The organism is Arthrobacter sp. YAF17 (assembly GCF_052113365.1).
Taxonomy (GTDB): domain Bacteria; phylum Actinomycetota; class Actinomycetes; order Actinomycetales; family Micrococcaceae; genus Arthrobacter.
Genome location: NZ_JBFRDB010000010.1, coordinates 67,866 through 89,509 on the forward strand (window position 1 = coordinate 67,866; position 21,644 = coordinate 89,509).

The 21,644-nt window shown below is 66.2% G+C and carries 16 protein-coding genes; 11 read left to right on the top strand and 5 right to left on the bottom strand.

The features are described from left to right. Window positions 1–17: 17 nt before the first annotated feature. Entirely contained in the window at window positions 18–1,766 is a 1,749-nt protein-coding gene (locus tag AB4Y67_RS10225; protein ID WP_441405663.1) for a pyruvate dehydrogenase, read from the bottom strand. Window positions 1,767–2,040: 274 nt separating this feature from the next. Then, entirely contained in the window at window positions 2,041–3,549 is a 1,509-nt protein-coding gene (locus AB4Y67_RS10230) for a helix-turn-helix domain-containing protein (RefSeq protein ID WP_441405664.1), read from the bottom strand. A 140-nt stretch (window positions 3,550–3,689) separates the two neighbouring features. Between AB4Y67_RS10230 and aceA the strand changes: the two genes are divergently transcribed. From aceA to AB4Y67_RS10255, 5 genes are all read left to right on the top strand, one after another. Beyond that, window positions 3,690–5,018, top strand: coding sequence for an isocitrate lyase (gene aceA, locus AB4Y67_RS10235; protein ID WP_441405665.1), 1,329 nt, complete (start codon window positions 3,690–3,692; stop codon window positions 5,016–5,018). A gap of 249 nt (window positions 5,019–5,267) precedes the next feature. Continuing rightward, a complete protein-coding gene (gene aceB, locus AB4Y67_RS10240) occupies window positions 5,268–6,932 on the top strand; it encodes a malate synthase A (protein ID WP_441405666.1) in 1,665 nt (554 codons plus the stop codon). 428 nt (window positions 6,933–7,360) lie between these two features. Then, entirely contained in the window at window positions 7,361–8,179 is an 819-nt protein-coding gene (locus tag AB4Y67_RS10245) for a hypothetical protein (protein ID WP_441405667.1), read from the top strand. 2 nt (window positions 8,180–8,181) lie between these two features. After that, window positions 8,182–9,501 (top strand): O-antigen ligase family protein, encoded by a 1,320-nt coding sequence (locus AB4Y67_RS10250; protein WP_441405668.1) that lies wholly within the window; start codon window positions 8,182–8,184, stop codon window positions 9,499–9,501. Window positions 9,502–9,737: 236 nt separating this feature from the next. Beyond that, window positions 9,738–10,247 (top strand): hypothetical protein, encoded by a 510-nt coding sequence (locus tag AB4Y67_RS10255; protein WP_441405669.1) that lies wholly within the window; start codon window positions 9,738–9,740, stop codon window positions 10,245–10,247. A 29-nt stretch (window positions 10,248–10,276) separates the two neighbouring features. Here the strand turns inward: AB4Y67_RS10255 and AB4Y67_RS10260 are convergent, their stop codons facing one another. The 3 genes from AB4Y67_RS10260 to AB4Y67_RS10270 all read right to left on the bottom strand — a co-directional run bounded on the left by AB4Y67_RS10260 (window position 10,277) and on the right by AB4Y67_RS10270 (window position 14,107). Then, the gene (locus AB4Y67_RS10260) at window positions 10,277–11,296 is read right to left on the bottom strand and encodes a glycosyltransferase family 4 protein (RefSeq protein ID WP_441405670.1); all 1,020 of its coding nucleotides are present in this window, start codon (window positions 11,294–11,296) and stop codon (window positions 10,277–10,279) included. Between the two features lie 296 nt (window positions 11,297–11,592). Further along, entirely contained in the window at window positions 11,593–12,786 is a 1,194-nt protein-coding gene (locus tag AB4Y67_RS10265) for an MFS transporter (protein ID WP_441405671.1), read from the bottom strand. Window positions 12,787–12,895: 109 nt separating this feature from the next. Next, window positions 12,896–14,107: an ROK family transcriptional regulator gene (locus tag AB4Y67_RS10270; protein WP_441405672.1), complete on the bottom strand. Its 1,212-nt coding sequence runs from the start codon at window positions 14,105–14,107 to the stop codon at window positions 12,896–12,898. A 261-nt stretch (window positions 14,108–14,368) separates the two neighbouring features. Here AB4Y67_RS10270 and AB4Y67_RS10275 point away from each other — a divergent pair, with 261 nt between their 5' ends. From AB4Y67_RS10275 to AB4Y67_RS10300, 6 genes are all read left to right on the top strand, one after another. Further along, window positions 14,369–15,565: a Gfo/Idh/MocA family protein gene (locus AB4Y67_RS10275; RefSeq protein ID WP_441405673.1), complete on the top strand. Its 1,197-nt coding sequence runs from the start codon at window positions 14,369–14,371 to the stop codon at window positions 15,563–15,565. A gap of 1 nt (window position 15,566) precedes the next feature. Next, entirely contained in the window at window positions 15,567–16,586 is a 1,020-nt protein-coding gene (locus AB4Y67_RS10280) for a sugar phosphate isomerase/epimerase family protein (protein ID WP_441405674.1), read from the top strand. A gap of 68 nt (window positions 16,587–16,654) precedes the next feature. Next, on the top strand, window positions 16,655–18,193 hold the full coding sequence (locus AB4Y67_RS10285) for a sugar ABC transporter ATP-binding protein (RefSeq protein ID WP_441405675.1): 1,539 nt from the start codon (window positions 16,655–16,657) through the stop codon (window positions 18,191–18,193). Next, a complete protein-coding gene (locus tag AB4Y67_RS10290) occupies window positions 18,190–19,227 on the top strand; it encodes an ABC transporter permease (RefSeq protein WP_441405676.1) in 1,038 nt (345 codons plus the stop codon). Before AB4Y67_RS10285 ends, AB4Y67_RS10290 begins: the two co-directional genes overlap by 4 nt. Further along, window positions 19,224–20,336: an ABC transporter permease gene (locus AB4Y67_RS10295; RefSeq protein ID WP_441405677.1), complete on the top strand. Its 1,113-nt coding sequence runs from the start codon at window positions 19,224–19,226 to the stop codon at window positions 20,334–20,336. The genes AB4Y67_RS10290 and AB4Y67_RS10295 overlap by 4 nt, the downstream gene beginning before the upstream one ends. After that, window positions 20,336–21,559, top strand: a complete 1,224-nt coding sequence (locus AB4Y67_RS10300) for a substrate-binding domain-containing protein (protein WP_441405678.1) — start codon at window positions 20,336–20,338, stop codon at window positions 21,557–21,559. The genes AB4Y67_RS10295 and AB4Y67_RS10300 overlap by 1 nt, the downstream gene beginning before the upstream one ends. The last annotated feature ends 85 nt before the right edge of the window (window positions 21,560–21,644 follow it).

The following is a 21,644-nucleotide window of genomic DNA, read 5'->3' on the forward strand; positions in this document are numbered from 1 at the left end:
CCCCGGCGACGGCGTTGTCAGCGCCGCGGTATGTTTCTCAGGTTGCTCCGCGCCATACTGACGGCCTCGCCGGCGCCCCGGTTCAGGACGACTTTGGACATGGCCGTGGCGAAGCCCAAAACCTGCGCGCCCTTGATCTTCGGCGGAAGGGACAGCGCCTTGGGGTCGGTGATGAGCTCCACGAGCGACGGGCCGGGGTGGGCGAAGGCTTCCCGGTAAGCGGCCTCGATGCGGGACGGGTCCGTGACGCGGACGGCGTGGAACCCCAGGGCGCGGGCCACCGCGGCGTAGTTCGCATCGGGCACGTCCACGCCGAAGTCGGGGAGCCCGTCCACCAGCATTTCCAGCTTGACCATGCCCAGGGTGGAGTTGTTGAACACCACCAAGTTGACGGGGAGCCGGTGGGCGGCAACGGTGATCAGCTCCCMCAGCAGCATCGACAGGCCGCCGTCGCCCGATACCGACACGACCTGACGGCCGGGGTAGGCCAGCTGGGCGCCGATCGCGTGGGGAAGTGCGTTCGCCATGGAGCCGTGCAGGTACGAGCCGATCAGGCGGCGTGTTCCCAGCGGATTGATGTAGCGGGCGGTCCAGACGTTGCACATGCCCGTATCGGCGGTGAAGACCGCGTCACGCGCTGCCACCTGGTCCAGCATCGATGCCGCGTATTCCGGGTGGATCGGCTGTATGGTTTCCACCTTGCGCGTGTAGGCGCCGACGGCCTTGTTCATAAGCCGGTCGTGCTTCTTGAGCATCGCGTCGAGGAAGCGGCGGTTCTTCTTCGGCTTCAGCAAAGGCATCAGGGCCGCCAGGGTGGGGAGCACGTCACCGTGCACTGCGATGTCGACGTCGGTCCGCCGGCCCAGGTTCTGCGCCGCCCGGTCCACCTGCGCCGTGCGGGTTCCGGGCAGGAACTGGTCGTAGGGGAAGTCCGTGCCAAGGAGGATCAGCAGGTCCGCGTCCTCGATTCCTTCGGCCGCCGCGCCGTAGCCCAGCAGCCCGGTCATGCCGATGTCGTAGGGGTTGTCGTACTGCATGAAGTCCTTGCCGCGGAGCGAGTGCCCGATCGGGGCGTTCACGGCTTCCGCGAGGGCGATCACCTCGTCGTGGGCGCCCTCGACGCCGGCGCCGGCGAAGATCGCGACCTTGTCCGCGGCGTTGATGGCCTCGGCCAGTTCCCGGACGCTGGCCGGGTCCGGGACCATTGCGGCAGGCCGGAAGGCCGCGGGCGCCGGCGTTTCGGCGGCCGCCTCCAGCCCGGCAATGTCCCCGGGCAGGGTCACGACGGCGACGCCCCGGAGGGCGACGGCGTGCTGGATGGCACTGTGCATCACCCGCGGCGCCTGCTCGGGCGTGCTGATCAGTTCGGAGTACACCGAGCACTCGTTGAACAGCCGGTCAGGATGGGTTTCCTGGAAGAAGCTGCTGCCGATCTGCTTGCTGGGAATGTGCGAGGCGATCGCCAGCACCGGGGCTCCGGAGCGGTTGGCGTCGTAGAGTCCGTTGATGAGATGCAGGTTTCCCGGCCCGCAGGAGCCTGCGCAGACCGCGAGACGGCCGGTCAGTTGTGCCTCGGCCGCGGCGGCGAACGCGGCAGCCTCTTCGTGCCGGACGTGAATCCAGTCGATCCCGCCCTTTGCAGCACCGCCGGTCTTCCGGACGGCGTCGACAATAGGGTTGAGGCTGTCGCCGACTATGCCGTAGATGCGCTGCACGCCGGCGGCTTGGAGTTGTTCGATGAGCTGGGTTGCAAGTTCCTTGGCCATGGGTGCACGCTCCCGCAGTCGAATCCGTTAGCTGACACGGCCAATATAGTCCGCTCAGCTTCAGCCACGCCCGGGGAACGCTCCCTCAGCTTCGGCAACTGGCCACCGGACGCTCCCGCACGTTTGGCAACAAAACACCGGATGCTCCCTCACCTTCGGCAACAGATCATCCTTGGGCCCCTCACCTTCGGCAGCTGACCGCCCACCTCTTCAGCGCCGGACGTGCGGGAGCGTCACGCCAAAACCCGCCGGACGTGCGGGAGCGTCCGGAGGGTCAGTTGCCGGAGTGCGCCTGCAGGAAGGAGTAGACCTCGGTCTCGTCCACGCCGGGGAAGGCTCCCGGGGGCATCGCGGCGAGCAGGTGCGAGTGGGCCCGCGCCGAGGGCCAGGCGTTTCCGGCCCACTCGGAGGTCAGGGCGGCTGGAGGCCTGCGGCAGCAGCTYTCGTCCGGGCAGGTCGACTTGGACCGCTCSGTGGTGTCGCGGCCGCGGAACCACTTCACCTGCGCGTAGGGCACCCCCACGGACAGCGAAAACTCGCCATTGGCGGAGCGCTCGGTCCGGGCCGTGCACCAGTAGGTCCCCGCCGGGGTGTCCGTGTACTGGTTGTAGGCGCTGAACTTGTCCGGCACGTCGAAGACCACCCGGGAGGTCCAGTTCTTGCACGACGGCTGGCCCTCGATCGCGCCGGTGTGGTCCTGCGGGAACGTCACGCCGTCGTTCTCATACGCCTTGTAGATGATGCCGCTCTTGTGCGTCTTCTGGAAGTGGGTGCGGATGTCCAGGTGCTGGGTGGCGAGGTTGGTGAAGCGGTGTGCCGCAGTCTCGTAGGACACGGCGAAGGCGTCCCGGATGTCCTCGACGGCGATTTCCTTGGCCTGCTTGGCGCGCTGCAGGAATTCCACGGTCGCCTCCTCGGGCAGCAGGAGGGCGGCGGCGAAGTAATTCGTGGCCACCCGCTGCATCAGGAAATCGCCGTAGTTCGACGGTGTCTGGTGCCCCAGGACGTAGTGGCCCAGCGCCTGGAGCAACACCGAACGCGGGTCGTGGTCGCTGCGCGCGTTCTGCGTCAGGTAAATCCGGCGGTTCTTCAGGTCGGTCACCGAGCGGGTGGAATGCGGCAGGTCGCCCACATGGTGGAGGCTGAACCCGAGGTGCCCCGCAATATCGGCGATGACGTGATGGGACAGCGGGCCGGACGTGTGGCCCACGGAGGCGAGGACCTTTTGCGCCTCGGCCTCGTACTCCGGGAAGTAGTTGTTCCGTTCCCGCATCATGGCACGCAGCTCGCCGTTCGCGCGGCGAGCCTCTTCCGGCGTCGCAACCTGCTCGTTGAGCCGGCGTTCCAGCTCGTGCTGCAGCCCCACCATGGACTCGAGCACATCCATCGGAAGCCGCGAGCTGATGCGGATCTTGGGCAGGTTCAGGGACTCGTAGATGGGGCTGCGCTGGTAGCGTTCCAGCTCGATCTCCAGGGCGGCGCGGCGGTTGGGCGGCTCCGCACCGAGCAGTTCGTCAATGCTCACGCCGAGGGCCGCCGCGAGCTGCTGCAGCAGGCCGAGTTTCGGCTCGCGCTTGCCGTTCTCGATCAGGCTCAGCTGGCTGGGGGCCGTTCCCACGGTGGCGCTCAGGTCATCCAGCGTCAGCCCGGCGGCCTTGCGGAGGTGTCGGACCCGGCGGCCCATGCTGATGACGTCCACCTCAGGCCCGGTGGACGACGGCGACAAGACGGGGCGGTTCCAGCTGGCGGGATGCATTTCTTGAGAATACGCGAAGAAGTGCATTTCTTTCCAGAGTTTTGATCTAGAAAGCCCCTTGAAAGTACAGAAAAGTAGGTCTTACGGAAAGATTCAGCATCCGGATCAGCCGCTTGAACTGCGAGGACGCAGCCGAGCCGGCCCCGGACCCCACCAAGGAGACAACGATGACTGCAGCATTTGAGCCCACCCAGCAGCCGTCCGGCCAGGACACAACACAGCAGGCCGCCGCCCTGGAGCTCGAGTGGGCCGCCAACCCGCGCTGGGAAGGTGTCACCCGGGACTACAAGGCTTCCGACGTCGTCCGCCTCCGCGGCCGCGTCTCCGAAGAGCACACCCTGGCCCGCCGCGGCTCCGAGAAGCTGTGGAAGCAGCTCACCGAGGAACACAGCACCGGCAAGTACACCAACGCCCTCGGCGCCCTGACCGGCAACCAGGCCGTGCAACAGGTCAAGGCCGGCCTCCGCGCCATCTACCTCTCCGGCTGGCAGGTCGCCGCCGACGCCAACAACTCCGGCCACACCTACCCGGACCAGTCCCTGTACCCGGCCAACTCGGTTCCCACCGTGGTCCGCCGCATCAACAACGCCCTGCTCCGCGCGGACCAGATCGAGTTCTCCGAGGGCGTCCAGACGGTCGAGGACTGGATGGTCCCGATCGTCGCCGACGCCGAGGCCGGCTTCGGCGGCCCGCTCAACGCCTACGAGCTCATGAAGTCCATGATTCAGGCCGGCGCCTCGGGCGTGCACTGGGAAGACCAGCTCGCGTCGGAGAAGAAGTGCGGGCACCTCGGCGGCAAGGTCCTGATCCCGAGCCAGCAGCACGTCCGTACCCTGAACGCCGCCCGCCTGGCGGCCGACGTCGCCGGCACCCCGTCGGTGATCATCGCCCGCACCGACGCAGAGGCCGCCACCCTGATCACCTCCGACGTCGACGAACGGGACCAGGAGTTCATTACCGGCGAGCGCACGGCGGAGGGCTTCTACAAGGTCCGCAACGGGATCGAACCCTGCATCGCCCGCGCCAAGGCCTACGCCCCCTACGCCGACCTCATCTGGATGGAGACGGGCACCCCGGACCTGGAACTGGCCCGCAAGTTCGCCGAATCCGTCAAGGCCGACTTCCCGGACCAGATGCTCTCCTACAACTGCTCCCCGTCGTTCAACTGGAAGAAGCATCTCGACGACGCCACCATCGCCAAGTTCCAGCGCGAACTCGGCGCCATGGGCTTCACCTTCCAGTTCATCACCCTGGCCGGCTTCCACGCCCTGAACTACTCGATGTTCGACCTCGCCCACGGTTACGCCCGTGAAGGCATGAGCGCCTACGTCGAGCTGCAGGAGAAGGAATTCGCCTCCGAATCCCGCGGCTACACCGCGACAAAGCACCAGCGCGAAGTCGGCACCGGCTACTTCGACGACATCGCCACCGCGCTCAACCCGAACGCATCCACCCTCGCATTGGTCGGATCGACCGAAGAGGGCCAATTCCACTAGTTCCCGCCCAAGGTGAGCCGTTCATTCCGCTCACTCGAAGGCACGACGGAGGCGGGCACCCATGGTGCCAGCGCCATCAGGGGCCGGGGAAGGTGATCCGGAAGCGTGCGTAAAAGGGGCCCTGTCCCCGCCCGGCCGAGCTCTGCGAGGCCCAGGCGGGGATGGGGAATAGCACGCGGAGGATTGCCTTTTTCGGCCCCAAACCGCACCCGCCGTCGAACCTGCTTCTTCCTATATAGGAGATTTGAAATGAACAGCTTCACTGACAACTTCACTATCAATGGGATCACGCTGACCGCGCAGCCGATTTGCCGGCAGGGCGAGGTCCTGACGCCGGACGCGCTGGCGTTTGTGGCCAAGCTGCACAAGGCGACGGCGGGACGGCGGCTGGAGCTGCTGCAGGCACGCCGTGACCGCCGCCAGCAGATCGGCAAGGGCCAGGATCCGCGGTTCCTGCGGGAGACCGAGTCCGTCCGCAACGATCCGAACTGGCGCGTCGCTCCCCCGGCCCCGGGCCTGACGGACCGCCGCGTGGAGATCACCGGCCCGGTGGACAAGAAGATGACCATCAACGCGCTGAACTCCGGCGCCAAGGTGTGGCTCGCGGACATGGAGGACTCCTCCACCCCGTCGTGGCGCAACGTCATCCAGGGCCAACTCAACCTCACCGACGCGCTGGAGCGCCGGATCGATTTCACGTCCCCGGAGGGCAAGGAGTACAAGCTCCGCTCCGCCGAGGAGCTCCCCACGATCGTGGTCCGGCCACGCGGCTGGCACCTGCCGGAAAAGCACATGCTTATTGACGGCACCCCGATTGCCGGCGGAATCGTCGACTTCGGCCTGTACTTCTTCCACAACGCCCGCCGCCTGATCGCCCAGGGCAAGGGACCGTACTTCTACCTGCCGAAGATCGAGAACCACCTCGAAGCCCGGCTGTGGAATGATATTTTCGTCCTTGCCCAGGATCTGCTGGGCATCCCGCAGGGCACCATCCGCGCCACCGTGCTGATCGAAACCATCACGGCCGCGTTCGAGATGGAGGAGATCCTCTACGAACTGCGCGACCACGCCGCGGGACTCAACGCCGGCCGCTGGGACTACATCTTCTCCCTGATCAAGAACTTCCGCACCCGCGGCCCGCGCTTCGTCCTGCCGGACCGCAGCCAGGTGACCATGACCCAGCCGTTCATGCGCGCCTACACCGAGCAGCTCGTCCGGGCCTGCCACAAGCGCGGCGCCATGGCGATCGGCGGCATGGCCGCGGCCGTCCCCAACCGCAAGGATGCGGACGCCAACGCGATCGCCATCGAGAAGGTCCGTGCGGACAAGACCCGTGAGGCCGGCGACGGCTTCGACGGCTCCTGGGTGGCCCACCCCGACCTGGTTCCGGTCTGCCGCGAAGTGTTCGACGGCGTCCTCGCCGACCGCACGAACCAGCTGGACCGCCTCCGCGAGGACGTCACCCCGGATGACCGCGCACTGCTCGATATCGCCTCCACCACCGGCACCATCACCGAACAGGGCATCCGGAACAACATCGAGGTCGGCATCCGCTACATCGAGTCCTGGCTCCGCGGGAACGGCGCCGTCGCCATCCACAACTTGATGGAGGACGCCGCCACCGCGGAGATCTCCCGCTCGCAGCTGTGGCAGTGGATCTTCTCCCGCGCCATCACGGACCACGGCGACGTCATCACCCGCGAATGGGTCGAGGACATGCTGGACGAGGAGTTCGCCAGGCTGGAACGTTTCGAGGGCGACCGCTTCGCAGATGCGAGGGACATCTTCGAGGAAGTCACGCTCACCCCGTCGTTCCCCGCCTTCCTGACCCTTCCCGCCTACGACCGGTTCCTGCATGAAGCGCGCGACGGCGCAGAAGTCCCCAGCGAGGACCCGGCGCTCGTCCCCGCCTAACGGCAGGGCACAGATTCCGTCTGCTGGGCTGCCATGCCCTTCGCAACAGGCACCCCGAGATCCGGGGCGGCGGCCCAGCGACGGAAGACCCCCACTCCCGACAACGGCGTCGAGGTGACAGTTGAGGCCCATGGTCCCCGTGAACATGGGCCTCAACTGTCACCTCGGCGGCCCGTGGGCCCGGCTGCGACCCCACATGTGAAGTGGTCCTTCTTAGTGGCAGTACCTGCCATTTTGCGTGGACTACTTGACTTCCCTGTGACTACTGTCGCGCCAAGGTGCCCAAGGTTACGATGTGACAACGTGGATGCATCAGCCCGCTCGTTAGCTCTCGGCGCCGCAACGGAGGCAAGCAATGGAACTCAGATCCTACCCAGAGGCGCCGAGACCGGTCCGCGGCTGCATCCCGCCCGTATCAAGTGGCGCCTATGCTTCTGCATGACCTGGGCAGGGGTCTCCTGCGACGCTGGTACTTCGTCGTCATCGGGGTCTTGCTGACGGCTTGTGGCGCGCTGCTACTGGCGTCGGTGGTCCCGCCCACACACCGCGCCACCGCGAGAGTCGTGCTGATTCCGCCGCCCTCGCTGGTGTCCGCGGACGGCAATCCCTATCTGTTCCTGGGTGGACTTGAACAGGCGCTGGGCGTCTTGACCGTAAAGTTGGGTTCCGAAGCGACTAGCGAGCAGATCCTGGAGGCATACCCGGACGGCTCCTATACCGCGGTCAAGGACACATTGTCGCCCGGGCCAATCATGCTCATCACAGCGGAAAGTGAGAGTTCGGACGGCACCCTGCAGGTCCTTGACGCGGTGCTGAGGGTGGTGCCTGAAAACTTGGAGAACATGCAGGACCAGCTCAACATTCCAGACGCGTCCCGGATCACGGCCTTGACCATTGTCCGTGAGGATGCGACAACAAAGGTTCTGCAGAGCCAACTTCGCGCTGTATTGGGCGGCGTCGCACTTGGACTTTCTATGACAGTGCTGCTGACCGGACTGCTGGACCGGCTGCTCACCTCCCGAAAGAAAAAAGCGGGTCGGCGTCACGCGTCGGGCCCGGGAGTTGAACTCCACGAAGAGCCATCCCCAGCGGCCGACGACCAAGTGCGGATGTCGCGGCGCGGGACCAAACGCAGCCGCCGTCCAGCACCGGAACCGGAAGCAATGGAACCTCCGGCAGCCGAGGATGGCTCCGACGGGCCGGAGCGTGACAAGGACGAACTCCCCACCATGGTTACGAATCAGTAGCCGTGGCTTCAGCGGCAACGCCCCGTGAAATGACGGCGGCAAGATCCAGCCAGCTCAGCCCGCCCGACGGCGTTACCGTCCTCACCTGCTTCGCGGTCCTCCTTTACTTGGTTCCGGCCGACCGCAGAATAGAAGCACTCGGCGGCGCCGGTGCCCCTGCCTACCTTGTTGCCCTGGTGGCCTTGTTGTGGTGGGCGTGGCACCACCTCCAAAAGCCGGCCGCCAGCGGGCGCCAGCAGTTGCAGTGGGTCCGGGTTGCTGCCTTCCTTTTCGTCGGGGCCTGTCTGGCCAGCTATGCGAAGGCCGCGCTTACGGCCCTTCCAGCAGCCGACATAAGCGTCGCCGACCTGGGGCTGGTTCGCATCGCAGCGCTGGTCGGCATCCTGCTGGTGGCCAACGACGCAATAGGCAGCGAAGACCGTTTCATGGTCCTGATCCGAAGGCTGACCCTGTTCGCCGGCCTCTACGCCACGCTCGGACTGTTCCAGTTCTTCACGGGCATGAGCATTGTGGACACGTGGCAAATTCCAGGTTTGTCCGGACCCGGAGAGAACGGCATCGGCGCCAGATCAGGATTCGTGCGGTCCGCGGCGACTGCCACCCACCCTCTGGAGTACGCAGTGGTCTTGACCATGATGCTCCCCTTCTGCCTTACCGTTGCCATTCGCGACCGCTCCCGCCCGGCCTTTCTGCGCTGGTTTCCGGTAGCGGTCATTACGCTCTCCACCGTGCTTTCCGTTACCAGGTCGGCTTTGCTCGCCATGGCAGCGGTCTACCTGGTGTTGTTTCCGTCCTGGCCGCCGGTGGTCCGCAGGGCCGCGGGCGCCACGTTGGCGCTCGGGGCCGTTGCCGTCTATGTGGCCGTTCCGGGCATGGCCGGAACGATCCTGGGAATGTTCTCGGCCAATGATTCGAGCATCACCTCGCGGACGGACAGTTACGACGAAGCAATCCAATTCTTCCTCGTGAGCCCCTTCGTTGGCCGTGGCTTCGGGACGTTCCTGCCCGCCTACCGGATTCTGGACAATCAATACCTGGTGAGCGCCGTGGAGATCGGGATCGTCGGAGTGCTTGCCCTGCTCGCCATCGTATTTTCCGCGATGGCGGCGGCGTATTCCTCCCGCCGCCTTTATGCCGAAGAACCTATGAAGGCAATGGGACTGGCCTTGGTCGCCTCGATGCTGGCCGGAAGCCTGAACTTCGCGCTCTTCGATGCCTTCGCTTTTCCGCAGGCCTGCGGCACAGTGTTCATGGTTGCCGGCTTGTGCGGCGCCTACGCCAACATCGGCCGAAATCCAGCCATGCCCAGCGGGCTGTCGTGAAAATACGGGAACGGCTCGGGCGCCGCCTGAGAAAGGGGCGGAATGCCATTGCGCGCAGATGGTACCTGGCTCTGGGCACCGTGGTTGTTATGCTCCCTCTTCTCTTCGCGGCCAGCACGGCCACTGGCATTTACTACAGCAAGACAGATGTGCTTTTCCTGTCTCCGCGCGCGCCAGGCAGCGGCAACGCCCTGCAGGAAGACCCAGCTCAAATACTGGCATTCGCTTCAGTGGTAATGCATCGCTTGAATGCCGATGCCGGAAAGACAGTTCCAACCAGCACGTCCTCCCCGCTGTACGGTTCAGGCATCCGCAGCGGTCACCTGGTGTATATCCCCAGCTCTGGCGGCCAATGGCAATTGAGCTACAACCGCCCCGTCATTACGATCGAAATCGTGGGTGAATCCATGGATGAGGTCGCAACTGAGCGCCAGCAAATCCTGGACCGGATTTCCAGCATTGCCAAGGACTCCCAGCAGGAACTGGGCATCAAGCCGGCCGCCAATATCACCACCGAGCCGGCCCCCAGCGTGGAGTTCGTAGCCTACGTCGGTGTGCGGAACGCGACGGCCGTCCTCGCACTGACCCTCCTGACGATCGGTCTGGCCGCGGGGATACCGCTCAGTGTCGACCGCGCCCTGGCCGGCAAGCGCAGACCAGGCGCCGGCCGCCGACCGCAGCCCGCAGCTGGTGGCCCGGATGCTCCGACGTCAATACTTCGTGCAGACTCCGGGGCGCTCTCCTAGGCCCACCGCGGGGAGGGACTGGCCGCGGGCTACGTGGTCCGCAGTCTCGCCTTCCCGGGAAACGGGAGCCAGCCCCTGGACCGCATTCCTGCCAGCTCCTCCGTGCTGGCCCGGACGTGCTCGATGAAGTCCTCCAGGCGGTGGTACTTCTCGACATAGGCCCGGCCGCGCCGTCCCATGTCCTCCGCAGCATGGGGATCGTTGAGGATCATTTCGATCTTTGCCCTGAGCGCCGCAACATCGCCGGGGGGAACCAGCATGCCGGTTTCCCCGTCCTGTATCACGTCGATCTGCCCGGCTGTCCGCGTCGAAATCACCGGTCGTCCCATGGCCATGCCCTCAAGAATGACGTTCACACCCGCGTCGATATCGGTGGGCAGCAAGGGGACCACAACCACCTTCGCTTCCGCATATGAGGCCCGAAGCTGCGACGAGTCCAAGGATTCGACTTCAACGTCGTCGGACGTGTCGAGATGCTGCCGGACGTCCGTCGTGGTGACCTTGAACCCGTTGAGGGCGACGACCAACGATGCCGCGATCCGGAGCGGAATGCCCAGTCCCCGGGCGGCCGCCACGAGGGTGTCGAAGTCCCGCTGGGTTGATCCGGCGGAGAAGAGGATGTTCCGTGCCCTGTCCTCGGGGCGGAAAAATTCCTGGTCCACCGGATGGCGGACCAGGACGACAGTTTCAGGGCCGAACCCGATCCTTTCGACCGCCACATCGCGCTGGACCGAGCTCCACGTAATGATCCGGTCGACGCCGGACCGGAACACTCGCAGCGGCAGGCGCACCGACGGCTTGGACAGCCAAAACATCAAGGCCAGATGCGGGGTAGGAAGGCGCAGCACGGCAAAGAGAGCGGCGACGGCTACGGTGTGACGCTCTGACCAGGTCACCACGACGTCGTACGACCGGCTCAGCCTGCCGGCCTCCACGGCCTGGGCTACGAAGGTTGGCAGCTTCCGATACACCCTGCCCCGCCGCCCTGGGACTGCCGCTATGGCTGCTTCGTCGAGGACGTCGCAGCCCAGGGTGTTTTGAAACAGCATGCTGCGGGGATCTTCACCCCGTTGTTCCCGTCGCAGGCGTTCCTGGCTGTCCAGTGTCGCCCGTCCCCGGGTCTTGACCAGCAGTATTTTGGGGCGCCCGCCGGGCCCGCTACCCACGAGACAGGCTTCGTTCGGACGTCGACGCGCGCGGCTCTGCTTTCGGCTCCATGCGGTCATCCTAGCAATTCGGCAACTTTTGGGAATGACCTGCGTCACATCGTTTGCGACAGCCCGGCGGGGCCATGCGTGCGCTCCCTCACGAGACGGCTCGGCGCAAGGGGGCGAACAAGGAGTCGTCAGTGCACCTTGGGGACGTGCCGGAGCGACAGTCCGGTGCCGAGGATGAACAGCGCCACCGAGCAAAGCACCATCAGCAGCGGGCCGGTCCAGGATCCGGTGACGCCGTGCGCATAACCCAGCAGGGTCGGGGCCAGGGCACCGAAGGAGTAGCCCACACCCTGCACCACGGCGGACATCCGTCCGGCCGAGGCCTGGTCCCGGGCCAGCCGGATGATGGCAATGAAAATCAGCGTGATACCGCCGCCCTGGGCGATCCCGCCGAACGAGGACCACAGCCACCACAACTCCGGCGCCAGCAGCAGGCCCAGCGGAACGGTCACCCAGAACAGCCCGAGGGTGAGTCCGACCGCCGTCGTGCTGGCGAAGCGGGCCGCGAGCGGAACGCCCAGCCCGCCCACGATGGCAAGGATCTGGAACAGCGAGGATCCGGCGCCGGCACCCGCGGCCGTCATGCCCAATTCGTCGGCGAGGATGCTGGGCAGCCACGCGGTCACCCCGTAATAGGAAAACGCCTGCCCTGCGAAGCCCACGGTCAGTCCGACCGTGATCCAGCGCGACGCCGGCTTGGCCCCGGCACGCGGCGGACCCGGGCCGGGAACCGGTTCGGGGCGGAACGCCCGGCCGCCGACGGCGAGCACCCACGCAGCCAGCGCCGCGACGGCGAAGAGGCCGCAGGCAGCAAGGGCCAGCCGCCAGCCGAACAGCTCGGCCAGCGGAGCCATCACCATGGCGGTGATGAACGAGCCGATGTTCAGGGCGGCGGTGTAAATGCCCATCGCGGTGCCCTGCCGGGCCGGGGCGAAGTCCCTCCGGATGATCAGCGGAACGGCAATATTGCCGATCGTGATGGCGACGCCGAGAATCACCGTGCCCAGCATCACGACGGCGCTGTCACCCGCCGAGCGCACAATCACGCCGAGCAGCACACCCAGGAGCGTGAGGGTGATGGCGACTTCCGCGCCGAGTTTACGGCCGGTCAGCGAGGCCAGCGGCGAGGCCAGTGCGAAGCACAGCACCGGGATGCCGGTCAGGAAGCCAAGTTCCACCGGGGAGAGGCCGAGCTCCTGCTGCATCAGTCCGACCACCGGGGCCACGGCCACGAACGGTCCGCGCATGTTCAGTGCAATGAGCCCGATGGCGGCCAGCAGGATCCAGCTGCGCGGCACCTTCGCCAGGACGCTTGCGCTCATGGGTGCCGCGGCCCGGCCGACAGGCAGAAATATGATTTCATCAGTCCCATTGCTATCACGTGCCCGCGCCGGACCTGCCGATTGTGACTCCCCCGGGGTCGCGACGGCGTCAGCCCGCGGACTGCAAGGTCGCCTCGATCACAGCGGGCGAAAGCACAAACTGCGTGACCATCTGGCTGGCGCCCAGGATGGCGGCCTGGTCCCCCGCCATGGAAAGACCAATCCGCAGGTGGGTGGTCGCAAGCGGCAGCGACCGCCGGTAAACCACTTCTCGGACGCCCGCCATGAGGTGTTCACCGGCCTGGCCCAGGCTTCCGCCGATCACAATGACGGAYGGATTGAGCAGGTTCACCACGGTGGCCAGCACGTCGCCCAGGTCCCGCCCGGCCTGGCGCAGGGCCTGGATGGCCTGCAGGTTCCCCTCGGCCACGAGCCGCAGCACGTCGCCGCCGTCGTCCGCCGTCACGCCTTGGAGCGTCAGGGACTGCGCGACGGCGGGGCCGGAGGCGAGCGCCTCAAGGCAGCCGTAGTTGCCGCAGCGGCAGAGCACATCGTCGCCGCGCGGCACCCGGACGTGGCCGAGGTCCCCCGCCGTGCCGTCGGCGCCGCGCTGGAGCTGGCCGCTGCTGATGATGCCGGCGCCGATTCCGGTGGCGACCTTGATAAACAGGAAGTTGCCGTCTTCCGGCCAGTAGGAGGTCTGCTCGCCGAGGGCCATGATGTTGACGTCGTTGTCCACCAGCACGGGGACCGGCAGCGAGCGCTGGACGTGCCGGACGACGTCGAACCCGTCCCAGCCGGGCATGATCGGCGGCTTCACCGGCCTCCCGGTGGCGTGTTCCACGGGGCCGGGCAGGCCGATGCCGATGCCGGCGAGGTCCTCCGTGCCGCGGCCCGCTTGTCCGAGCAATTTGGTCCCTTCCGACACCACCCGGTCCAGCACGGCAACCGGGCCGTCGGCTACGTCCTGGCCCAGCCGCCGCTCCGCCAGCACAGTCCCATTCAGGTCCGTGACGGCAATGTTCACGTGGGTGGCGCCGACGTCGACCGCCAGCACCACGCGGGCGGCGGGGTTGAAGGCAAAGCGCGACGGCGGCCGGCCGCCGCTGGAACTGGCCTCGCCTGCCGGCCCGACCAGCCCGGATTGCATCAGTGCGTCAATGCGGGACGCGACTGTGGAACGCGCCAGGCCGGTGGTGAGGGCCAGCTCGGCGCGGGTGCGGGCCTTGCCATCGCGCAGCAGTTGGAACAGGTCCCCGGCACGGGACATGCTGCCCGCGGCCTCGGGGGCGGCGGCGTCGGTGCCGGTAGGCGAAGTCATGAGTCAGTGATAGCACGGGCACTTCTGCGTGTCACGTTCTACAAATCCGGAACCCAGTTTTCAACTTTTGCTTGACGATCGACAGAAGTAGTCCTAGCTTGGGTGTGAGGCAGCTCATACCCCGACGACGAGGAGAGACAGTGCCATTCCCGATCCCGCTGTACACGGTCGAAAGCTCCGCTCCCGCATCCGCAGCCCTCCCGGAGGACTGGGATCCCATGGCGTCCACCCTCTAGGCCCGCCATGCCTCCCGAGGAAACCATGCGTCTGCAGGAATCCATGCCCGGCCGGCACCCGCTCGGCGTAGCCATGATCGGGTACGCATTCATGGGCAAGGCCCACTCGAACGCGTGGCGCAACGTGGCCAGCTTCTTCCGCGTCCCGGCCTTCGAGCAGCGGGTTCTCGTCGGGCGGGATCCGGAAGGAGTCGCCGAGGCCGCGCAGCGGTACGGCTGGGCGGAATCCGCCACGAACTGGCGGGATGTCGTCGCCCGCGACGACATCCACGTGGTGGATATCTGCGCCCCTGGCTTTCTGCACGCAGAGATCGCCCTCGCGGCCCTCGCCGCAGGCAAGCACGTCCTCGTGGAAAAGCCGCTGGCGAACACGCTGGCCGAGGCCGAAGCCCTGGCGGCGGCGGCTCTGGAAGCGCAGTCCCGCGGAGTCCAGTCAATGGTCGGCTTCAACTACCGCCGGGTTCCCGCCCTCGCCCTAGCCCGAGAGCTGATCAGCGAGGGCCGGCTGGGGGCGGTCCGACAAGTCCGGGCGGCTTATCTGCAGGACTGGCTGGTAGACCCGGCAACGCCCATGACGTGGCGGCTGCAGAAGGACACCGCAGGTTCCGGCGCGCTGGGCGACATCGCCTCACACGCCATCGACCAGGTGCTGTTCCTGCTAGCGGACCAGGTGACCGGCGTTTCAGGCCGGCTGCGGACTTTCACCCCGCACCGGCCGGGCGCCCGCGGGCTGGAGGAAGTGACGGTCGACGACGCCGCGTGGGCGACGCTGACCCTTGCCTCCGGTGCCGTCGCCTCGATTGAAGTCTCACGCGTGGCCCTCGGAAAGAAGAACTCCCTCACGCTCGAGGTCTATGGCGACAAAGGCTCCCTCCTGTTCGACCTCGAGAACTTGAACGAACTCCACTTCCTGGACGCTACTGACCCTGCCCGCGAGCAGGGATTCCGGCGCATCCTGGTCAGCGAACCCGAGCACCCGTACCTGCCCGCGTGGTGGCCGCAGGGCCACATCATCGGCTGGGAACACACCTTCACGCACGAAATCCGCGACTTCCTCCTGGCGATTGACTCCGGAGCAGAGCCTTCACCGTCGTTCCAGGATGGACTGGCAGTCCAGCGCATCCTGGCCGCGGTCGAGGAAAGTGCCGGGGCCGGGAGCTCCACGGTTCAGTTGGCTGACTCCCGGGCAATTGCCGTCCCTGTCCCCAGTGAAGGAGCCTGACATGGCCCGCCCGTACACACTGTTCACCGGCCAGTGGGCCGACCTGCCGTTCGAGGAAGTCGCAAGGCTGGCCTCCGGCTGGGGCTACGACGGCCTGGAGATCGCCGTCTCCGGCGACCACCTTGACGCCTGGCGCTGGGACGAGCCGGGCTACGTCAAGGCCAAACTCGCCGTCCTGGAAAAGTACAACCTCAAAGTCTGGGCCATCTCCAACCACCTCAAGGGCCAGGCCGTTTGCGACGACCCCATCGACTTCCGCCACCAGGCAATCGTCGGCCCCAAGGTCTGGGGCAACGGCGACCCCGAAGGCGTCCGCCAGCGCGCCGCGGAGGAAATGCAGCACACCGCCCGGCTCGCCAAGGCCCTGGGCGTGGACACCGTCGTCGGGTTCACCGGCTCGTCCATCTGGCAGTACGTCGCGATGTTCCCGCCCGTCCCTGCGTCTGTGATCGACGCCGGCTACCAGGACTTCGCAGACCGCTGGAACCCCATCCTTGACGTCTTCGACGAGTGTGGCGTCCGGTTCGCCCACGAAGTCCACCCCTCCGAGATCGCCTACGACTACTGGACCACCGTGCGCACCCTCGAAGCGATCGGCCACCGCGAAGCCTTCGGGCTGAACTGGGACCCGTCCCACTTCATGTGGCAGGGCATCGACCCGGTGTCCTTCATCTGGGATTTCAAGGACCGGATCTACCACGTGGACTGCAAGGACACGAAGTTGCGGCCCACCGGCCGGAACACCGTTCTGGGCTCCCACCTGCCCTGGGGCGACCCGCGCCGCGGCTGGGACTTCGTCTCCGCCGGCCGCGGCGACGTGCCCTGGGAATCCTCCTTCCGCGCCCTGACCGCGATCGGCTACGACGGCCCCATCTCGGTCGAGTGGGAGGACGCCGGCATGGACCGCCTCCACGGGGCTCCAGAAGCCCTGGCCGCCCTCAAAAGATTCGACTTTCCGGCGTCGAGCAGCTCCTTCGACGCCGCGTTCAGCGCCGCGGACCCGGCCGAACGGCCGCAATAGTGGGCGCTCGCGTATTCCTGAACGGAACACAATCAGCCCTTGTCACAGTTAGCCCGGAGGACGCATCGATGGAGAACCACAACTCCCCGGCACCACCGCCGATCCTGGAGGTCCGTGGACTGACCAAGAGTTTTTTCGGCATTCCCGTCCTGGAAGACGCCCATCTCAGTCTTCACCGTGGCCAGGTGCACGGCCTCATGGGGGAAAACGGGGCCGGGAAGTCCACCCTGATGAAGGTTCTGGCCGGTGTGTACCAGCCCGACGCCGGAACCGTGCTCCTGGAGGGCCAGGAAGTCAGCTTCAGCCACCCCACCAAGGCCCACGAAGCCGGGCTGTCGTCGGTGTTCCAGGAATTCAACCTCCTGCCTGACCGGACAGTGGCCGAAAACATCTACCTGGGCCGGGAGCCGCGCCGGGGACTGCTGGTGAACAAGGCCCTGATGAATTCGAAAACGGCGGAGCTGCTTGAGTCCTTGGGCATCACCGAGATCCGGCCCACCACGCAAGTCAGGAGCCTGACTGTGGCCGAGCAGCAGGTCGTGGAGATCGCGAAAGCGGTCAGCTATGACGCCCGGATCATCTCCATGGATGAGCCCACAGCCGCCCTGGCCGGCGCCGAGGTTGAACTTCTCTACGGAATCGTGGCCCGTCTGCGTGAACGCGGAACGGCGATCCTTTACGTCTCCCACCGCCTTAGGGAAGTGTTCGACCTCTGCGACGTCATTACCGTCCTGAAGGACGGCAAGGTGGTGAGCACCCAGCCCGCGGCCGAACTCGACGACGCCCGGCTGGTCCGGTTGATGGTGGGCCGGCCAATCTCGGCTTACTTCCCGGACAAGCTGCCCCGGGAGCACGTGGAAGCCGCCGGCGTTGGGGAGGAGCCGATCCTCGAGTTGGCGGGTGTTGGCAACGGCCAGCTGGACGGGATAAACCTCAGCATCCGGCCCGGCGAGATTGTCGGCCTGGCGGGGCTCCAAGGGTCCGGCCGTACGGAATTGCTGCACGGCATCTTCGGCGCAGCACCCTTCACGCGCGGAACGATGAAATTGGCGGGCCGGGACTTGCTGCCCAAGTCGCCGCGCCAGGGCGTGCGGGCACGGATGGCCCTGATTACCGAGGACCGCAAAGCTGAGGGCCTGAGCCTGAACCAGTCCATCCTGGACAACGCCCTCAGCGTGATCCGGTCCGTTTTTCCGGGCCGCACCGGGTCCGTCAGGACGGAAATCCCGGGCGTGTTTTCCTCCCTCGAAGTGATCGCCCGTGACCTGGACCAGGAGGTGCAGTACCTGTCGGGCGGCAACCAGCAAAAAGTGGTCCTCGCCAAGTGGCTGGCGATCCGGCCCCGGCTCGTCCTGCTGGATGAACCCACCCGCGGCATCGACGTCGGGGCGAAAGTTGCCGTGTACCGGCTGATGCGGCAGCTCGCGGCGGAGGGGAAGGCCATCCTGATGGTGTCCAGCGAGCTCCCGGAGGTCATCGGCATGTCTGACCGGATCCTTGTCATGCGCGATGGCCGGCTGGCCGGTGAACTTCCCGCCGGAACGTCAGAAGAAGCCATCCTGCAGATGGGGACCGGCGCCAGGACGGCACCCGAAGGAGAGGCATGACACAGCGAGCGGGATTCTTCCAGAAACTGTCCTCCACCCAGATCGTCTACGTCGTCGCGCTGGTGACCCTCATCCTGGGCGCGGTGCTGGTGAACTCCGTGGGGCGGAATTTTTTCAGCGCGGGAAATATCTCCAGCATCCTGACCGGAACCAGCGTCCTGGGCTTCATCGCGATCGGTCAGACGCTGGTCATCCTGGCCGGCAGCCTGGATCTGTCGGTTCCCTATGTCACGAGCCTGGCCAGCCTTATCGCCGCGGGGGTGATGGCCAACAACCCCAACAACGTCCTGTCCGCAGTCCTGTTGACGCTGGGGGCAGCAGCCGTCATTGGCCTGGCGAACGGACTGATCGTCGCCCGCCTCCACGTGCACGGGTTTATCGCCACGCTCGGCGTGGGCCTGATAATCAGCGGCTTCCTCGCCACCAACTTCAAGGGCAGCTTCGGCCAGACACCGCTGGCGTTCCGCTTAGTGGGGGCCACGGGACTCGGCCCGGTTCCGATCTCGACGATCATCATGCTGGCCTGCGCGGGCCTGGCCGGGCTGCTCCTGCACCGCACACGCGTCGGGCACCATCTCTACGCTGTCGGCGGCGACATCGCCGTGGCTCGCACCTCGGGAATCCGCGTTGATGTGCCGGTCATTACTGCCCACGTCATCTGCTCGGTGCTGGCAGCCATGGCCGGGCTGCTGCTTGCCAGCAGGCTGGGCGTGGGCAGTCCCACTGTGGGTTCCCAGGGCGGCTACGATCTGCTCTCCATCGCCGCAGTCGTGCTCGGCGGCACGTTGCTCTCCGGGGGGAAGGGGACCATCGCGGGCACCCTCGGGGGCGTGCTGATCTTTGCCATGCTGGACAACATCATGTCCGTCATGCAGGTCAACCCGTTCCTGAAGGACGTGGTCAGGGGCGTCGTCATCGTCGCGGCCGTCGCCGTCTACGCCGGGCGCCGGATCGTGAGCAGACCGGAACGGTTCGCCTCGAAAGGGTCCGCGGAAACGCCCGCTGCCCGGCCTGTGTCCGTGGAGGGGCCATGAGTACGGCAGTGAACTCCGAGCGTGGCGCGGTTCTCAAGCAGAACCGTGCGAGCCGTTCCGAGCGGCTGCTGCGCGCCGTGCGCACCCCGGGCGGCGCCGTCTTCGTCCTGCTGATCGGCCTCCTGGCGGCCATCATTGTGCTCAATCCTTCTTTCGGCGAGCCGAGCTCCTTCATCCGGTTCATCGGCAGGACTGCCCCCATTGCCATCGCCGCCATCGGCCAGTACTTCGTCATTGTCGGCGGGGAATTCGACCTGTCGATGGGCTCGGTCGTGACCATGCAGGTCATCGTTGCCGGCAACCTGATCGGGCAGGACGATTCCAAGGTGATCCCCGTACTGGTCCTGATGATTGTGCTGGGCGCCTTCATCGGGCTGGTCAACGGACTCATCACCACCTTGCTGCAAGTCCCGAGTTTCATTGTCACGCTCGGCATGATGCTGGCGTTGCTCGGGCTGGTCCTCTATTGGACCGGCGGAGCGGCCCAGGGCAACCCTGCGGCCAGCTTCCGGCAGATCGGGCGCGGCGGTATCCAGGGCGTACCGGTCCTGGACATCATTCCTTACCCGGTCATTATCCTCACAGCGGTGGCCGTGGCGGCGTCCGTCCTGATGCGGCGCCCGTTCGGCCGCATGTTGATCGCGGTGGGCGACAATTCCGTTGCGGCCGCGCTCGCCGGCTCAAGCGTGTGGTGGGTGCGGACCCGGGCCTTCATAATGTCCTCGCTGTCGGCAACCGTGGCCGGAATCCTGCTCGTGGGTTACGCAGGCGTCCACCCGTCGGTGGGGCGCGGCTACGAGTTCACGGCCATCACCGCCGTCGTTCTTGGGGGCGTCGTGCTGGGCGGCGGGCGGGGCTGGGTCCTGTCCGCTGCGGCCGGGGCGTTCGCCCTCGAGTCGCTATTCACCCTCCTGAACTTCATGGGGGTCCAGGCGACCTGGCGGGACACGGTCCAAGGAGTCATCATCATCATCGCAGTGGCCGCAGCATCCAGATCATGGCAGCGCAAGCGCAAGGGGGCCAGTTCCGCTGCCCATGACGAACAGCACCAACTGGCCGCAGCACCCACGCCCGACAAGGGCACCGAACAAGGAGGAGAAAGAGTCTGATGCGCAAAAACCCTGTCCGCGTGATCGCCCTTGCCGCAGCATTGCCGCTGGCGGCCCTGACCGCGTGTACCACCACCGACCCGTCCGTCACCCAAACGACGGCGGCCGGCACCGGCTCCCCGGCAGCCAGCACTCCAGCGAGTAAAGATTGGTTTGACCAGTCTCTCTACGACACCCAGAACCAGCAGCGCTCTGCGACCTTTGAAGGGGACCCGGAGCAGCCGTACCTGCAGTACATCGCAGGCGCGATGACGGACACGTCCAAGTTCGCCGCCCAGGGAGCCCAGAAGGTGTGCTTTGCGAACGCCTCCATCTCCAACCCCTGGCGGCAAACGGGCTGGATCACCATGAATCAGCAGCTCAAGGCGCTCCAGGCCTCGGGGGTCATTTCCGAAATGGAAACCCGTGACGCCAAGGACAACGACAACACCCAGATCGCGGACATTGACTACTTCATCGCCGAAGGCAAATGCGGTGCGTTCGTCATTTCGCCCAACTCCACGGCGGCCCTCACCCAAGCTGTCGAGCGTGCCTGCCAGACGGGGAAACCCGTGGTGGTGTTCGACCGGGGCGTGGAGACCAAATGCGCCACTTCGTTCATCCACCCGATCGGCGGCTTCGCGTGGGGCATCGACACCGCCACCTTCCTCAGTGAGAAGCTGAAATCGGGCGACAAGGTGGTGGCCTTGCGTATCCTCCCGGGCGTGGACGTGCTGGAGCACCGCTGGGCGGCGGCCAAGAAGATCTTCGAGGAAAAGGGAATTCAGGCCAAGGACTACTTCACCGGCGCGGATCCCACGGAGATCAAAAAGATCATCTCCGATGAACTGGCCACGGGTGACGTCAAGGGTGTCTGGATGGACGCCGGCGACGGTGCAGTGTCTGCCCTCGAGGCCTTCGAGGACGCCGGCAAGGCCCTGCCTGTAATGACCGGCGAGGACGAGATGAGCTTCCTGACCAAGTGGAAGCAGACCGGGATCACCGCCATGGCCCCGGTCTATTCCAACTTCCAGTGGCGGACCCCGCTGCTGGCCCTGGAAAAGATCTTCAAGGGCGAGCAGGTTCCGACCGAATGGGTCCTCCCGCAGAAGCCCATCCTGGCCGACGAACTGGACGACTGGCTGCAGCGCAACGAGGGCATGCCAAGCGGGCACTACGCCAAGTTCGGCGGCGAGGACCTGGACGGCTACCCCGAGGTCTGGCAACAGCGGCAGATGCCCTGACCGGGACTGGCGGTCCCGCGGGGTTTCCGCGGGACCGCCACAGCCTGGAATCGGCAGCAGGACATGTAGATGGGAGAAGGCAGCA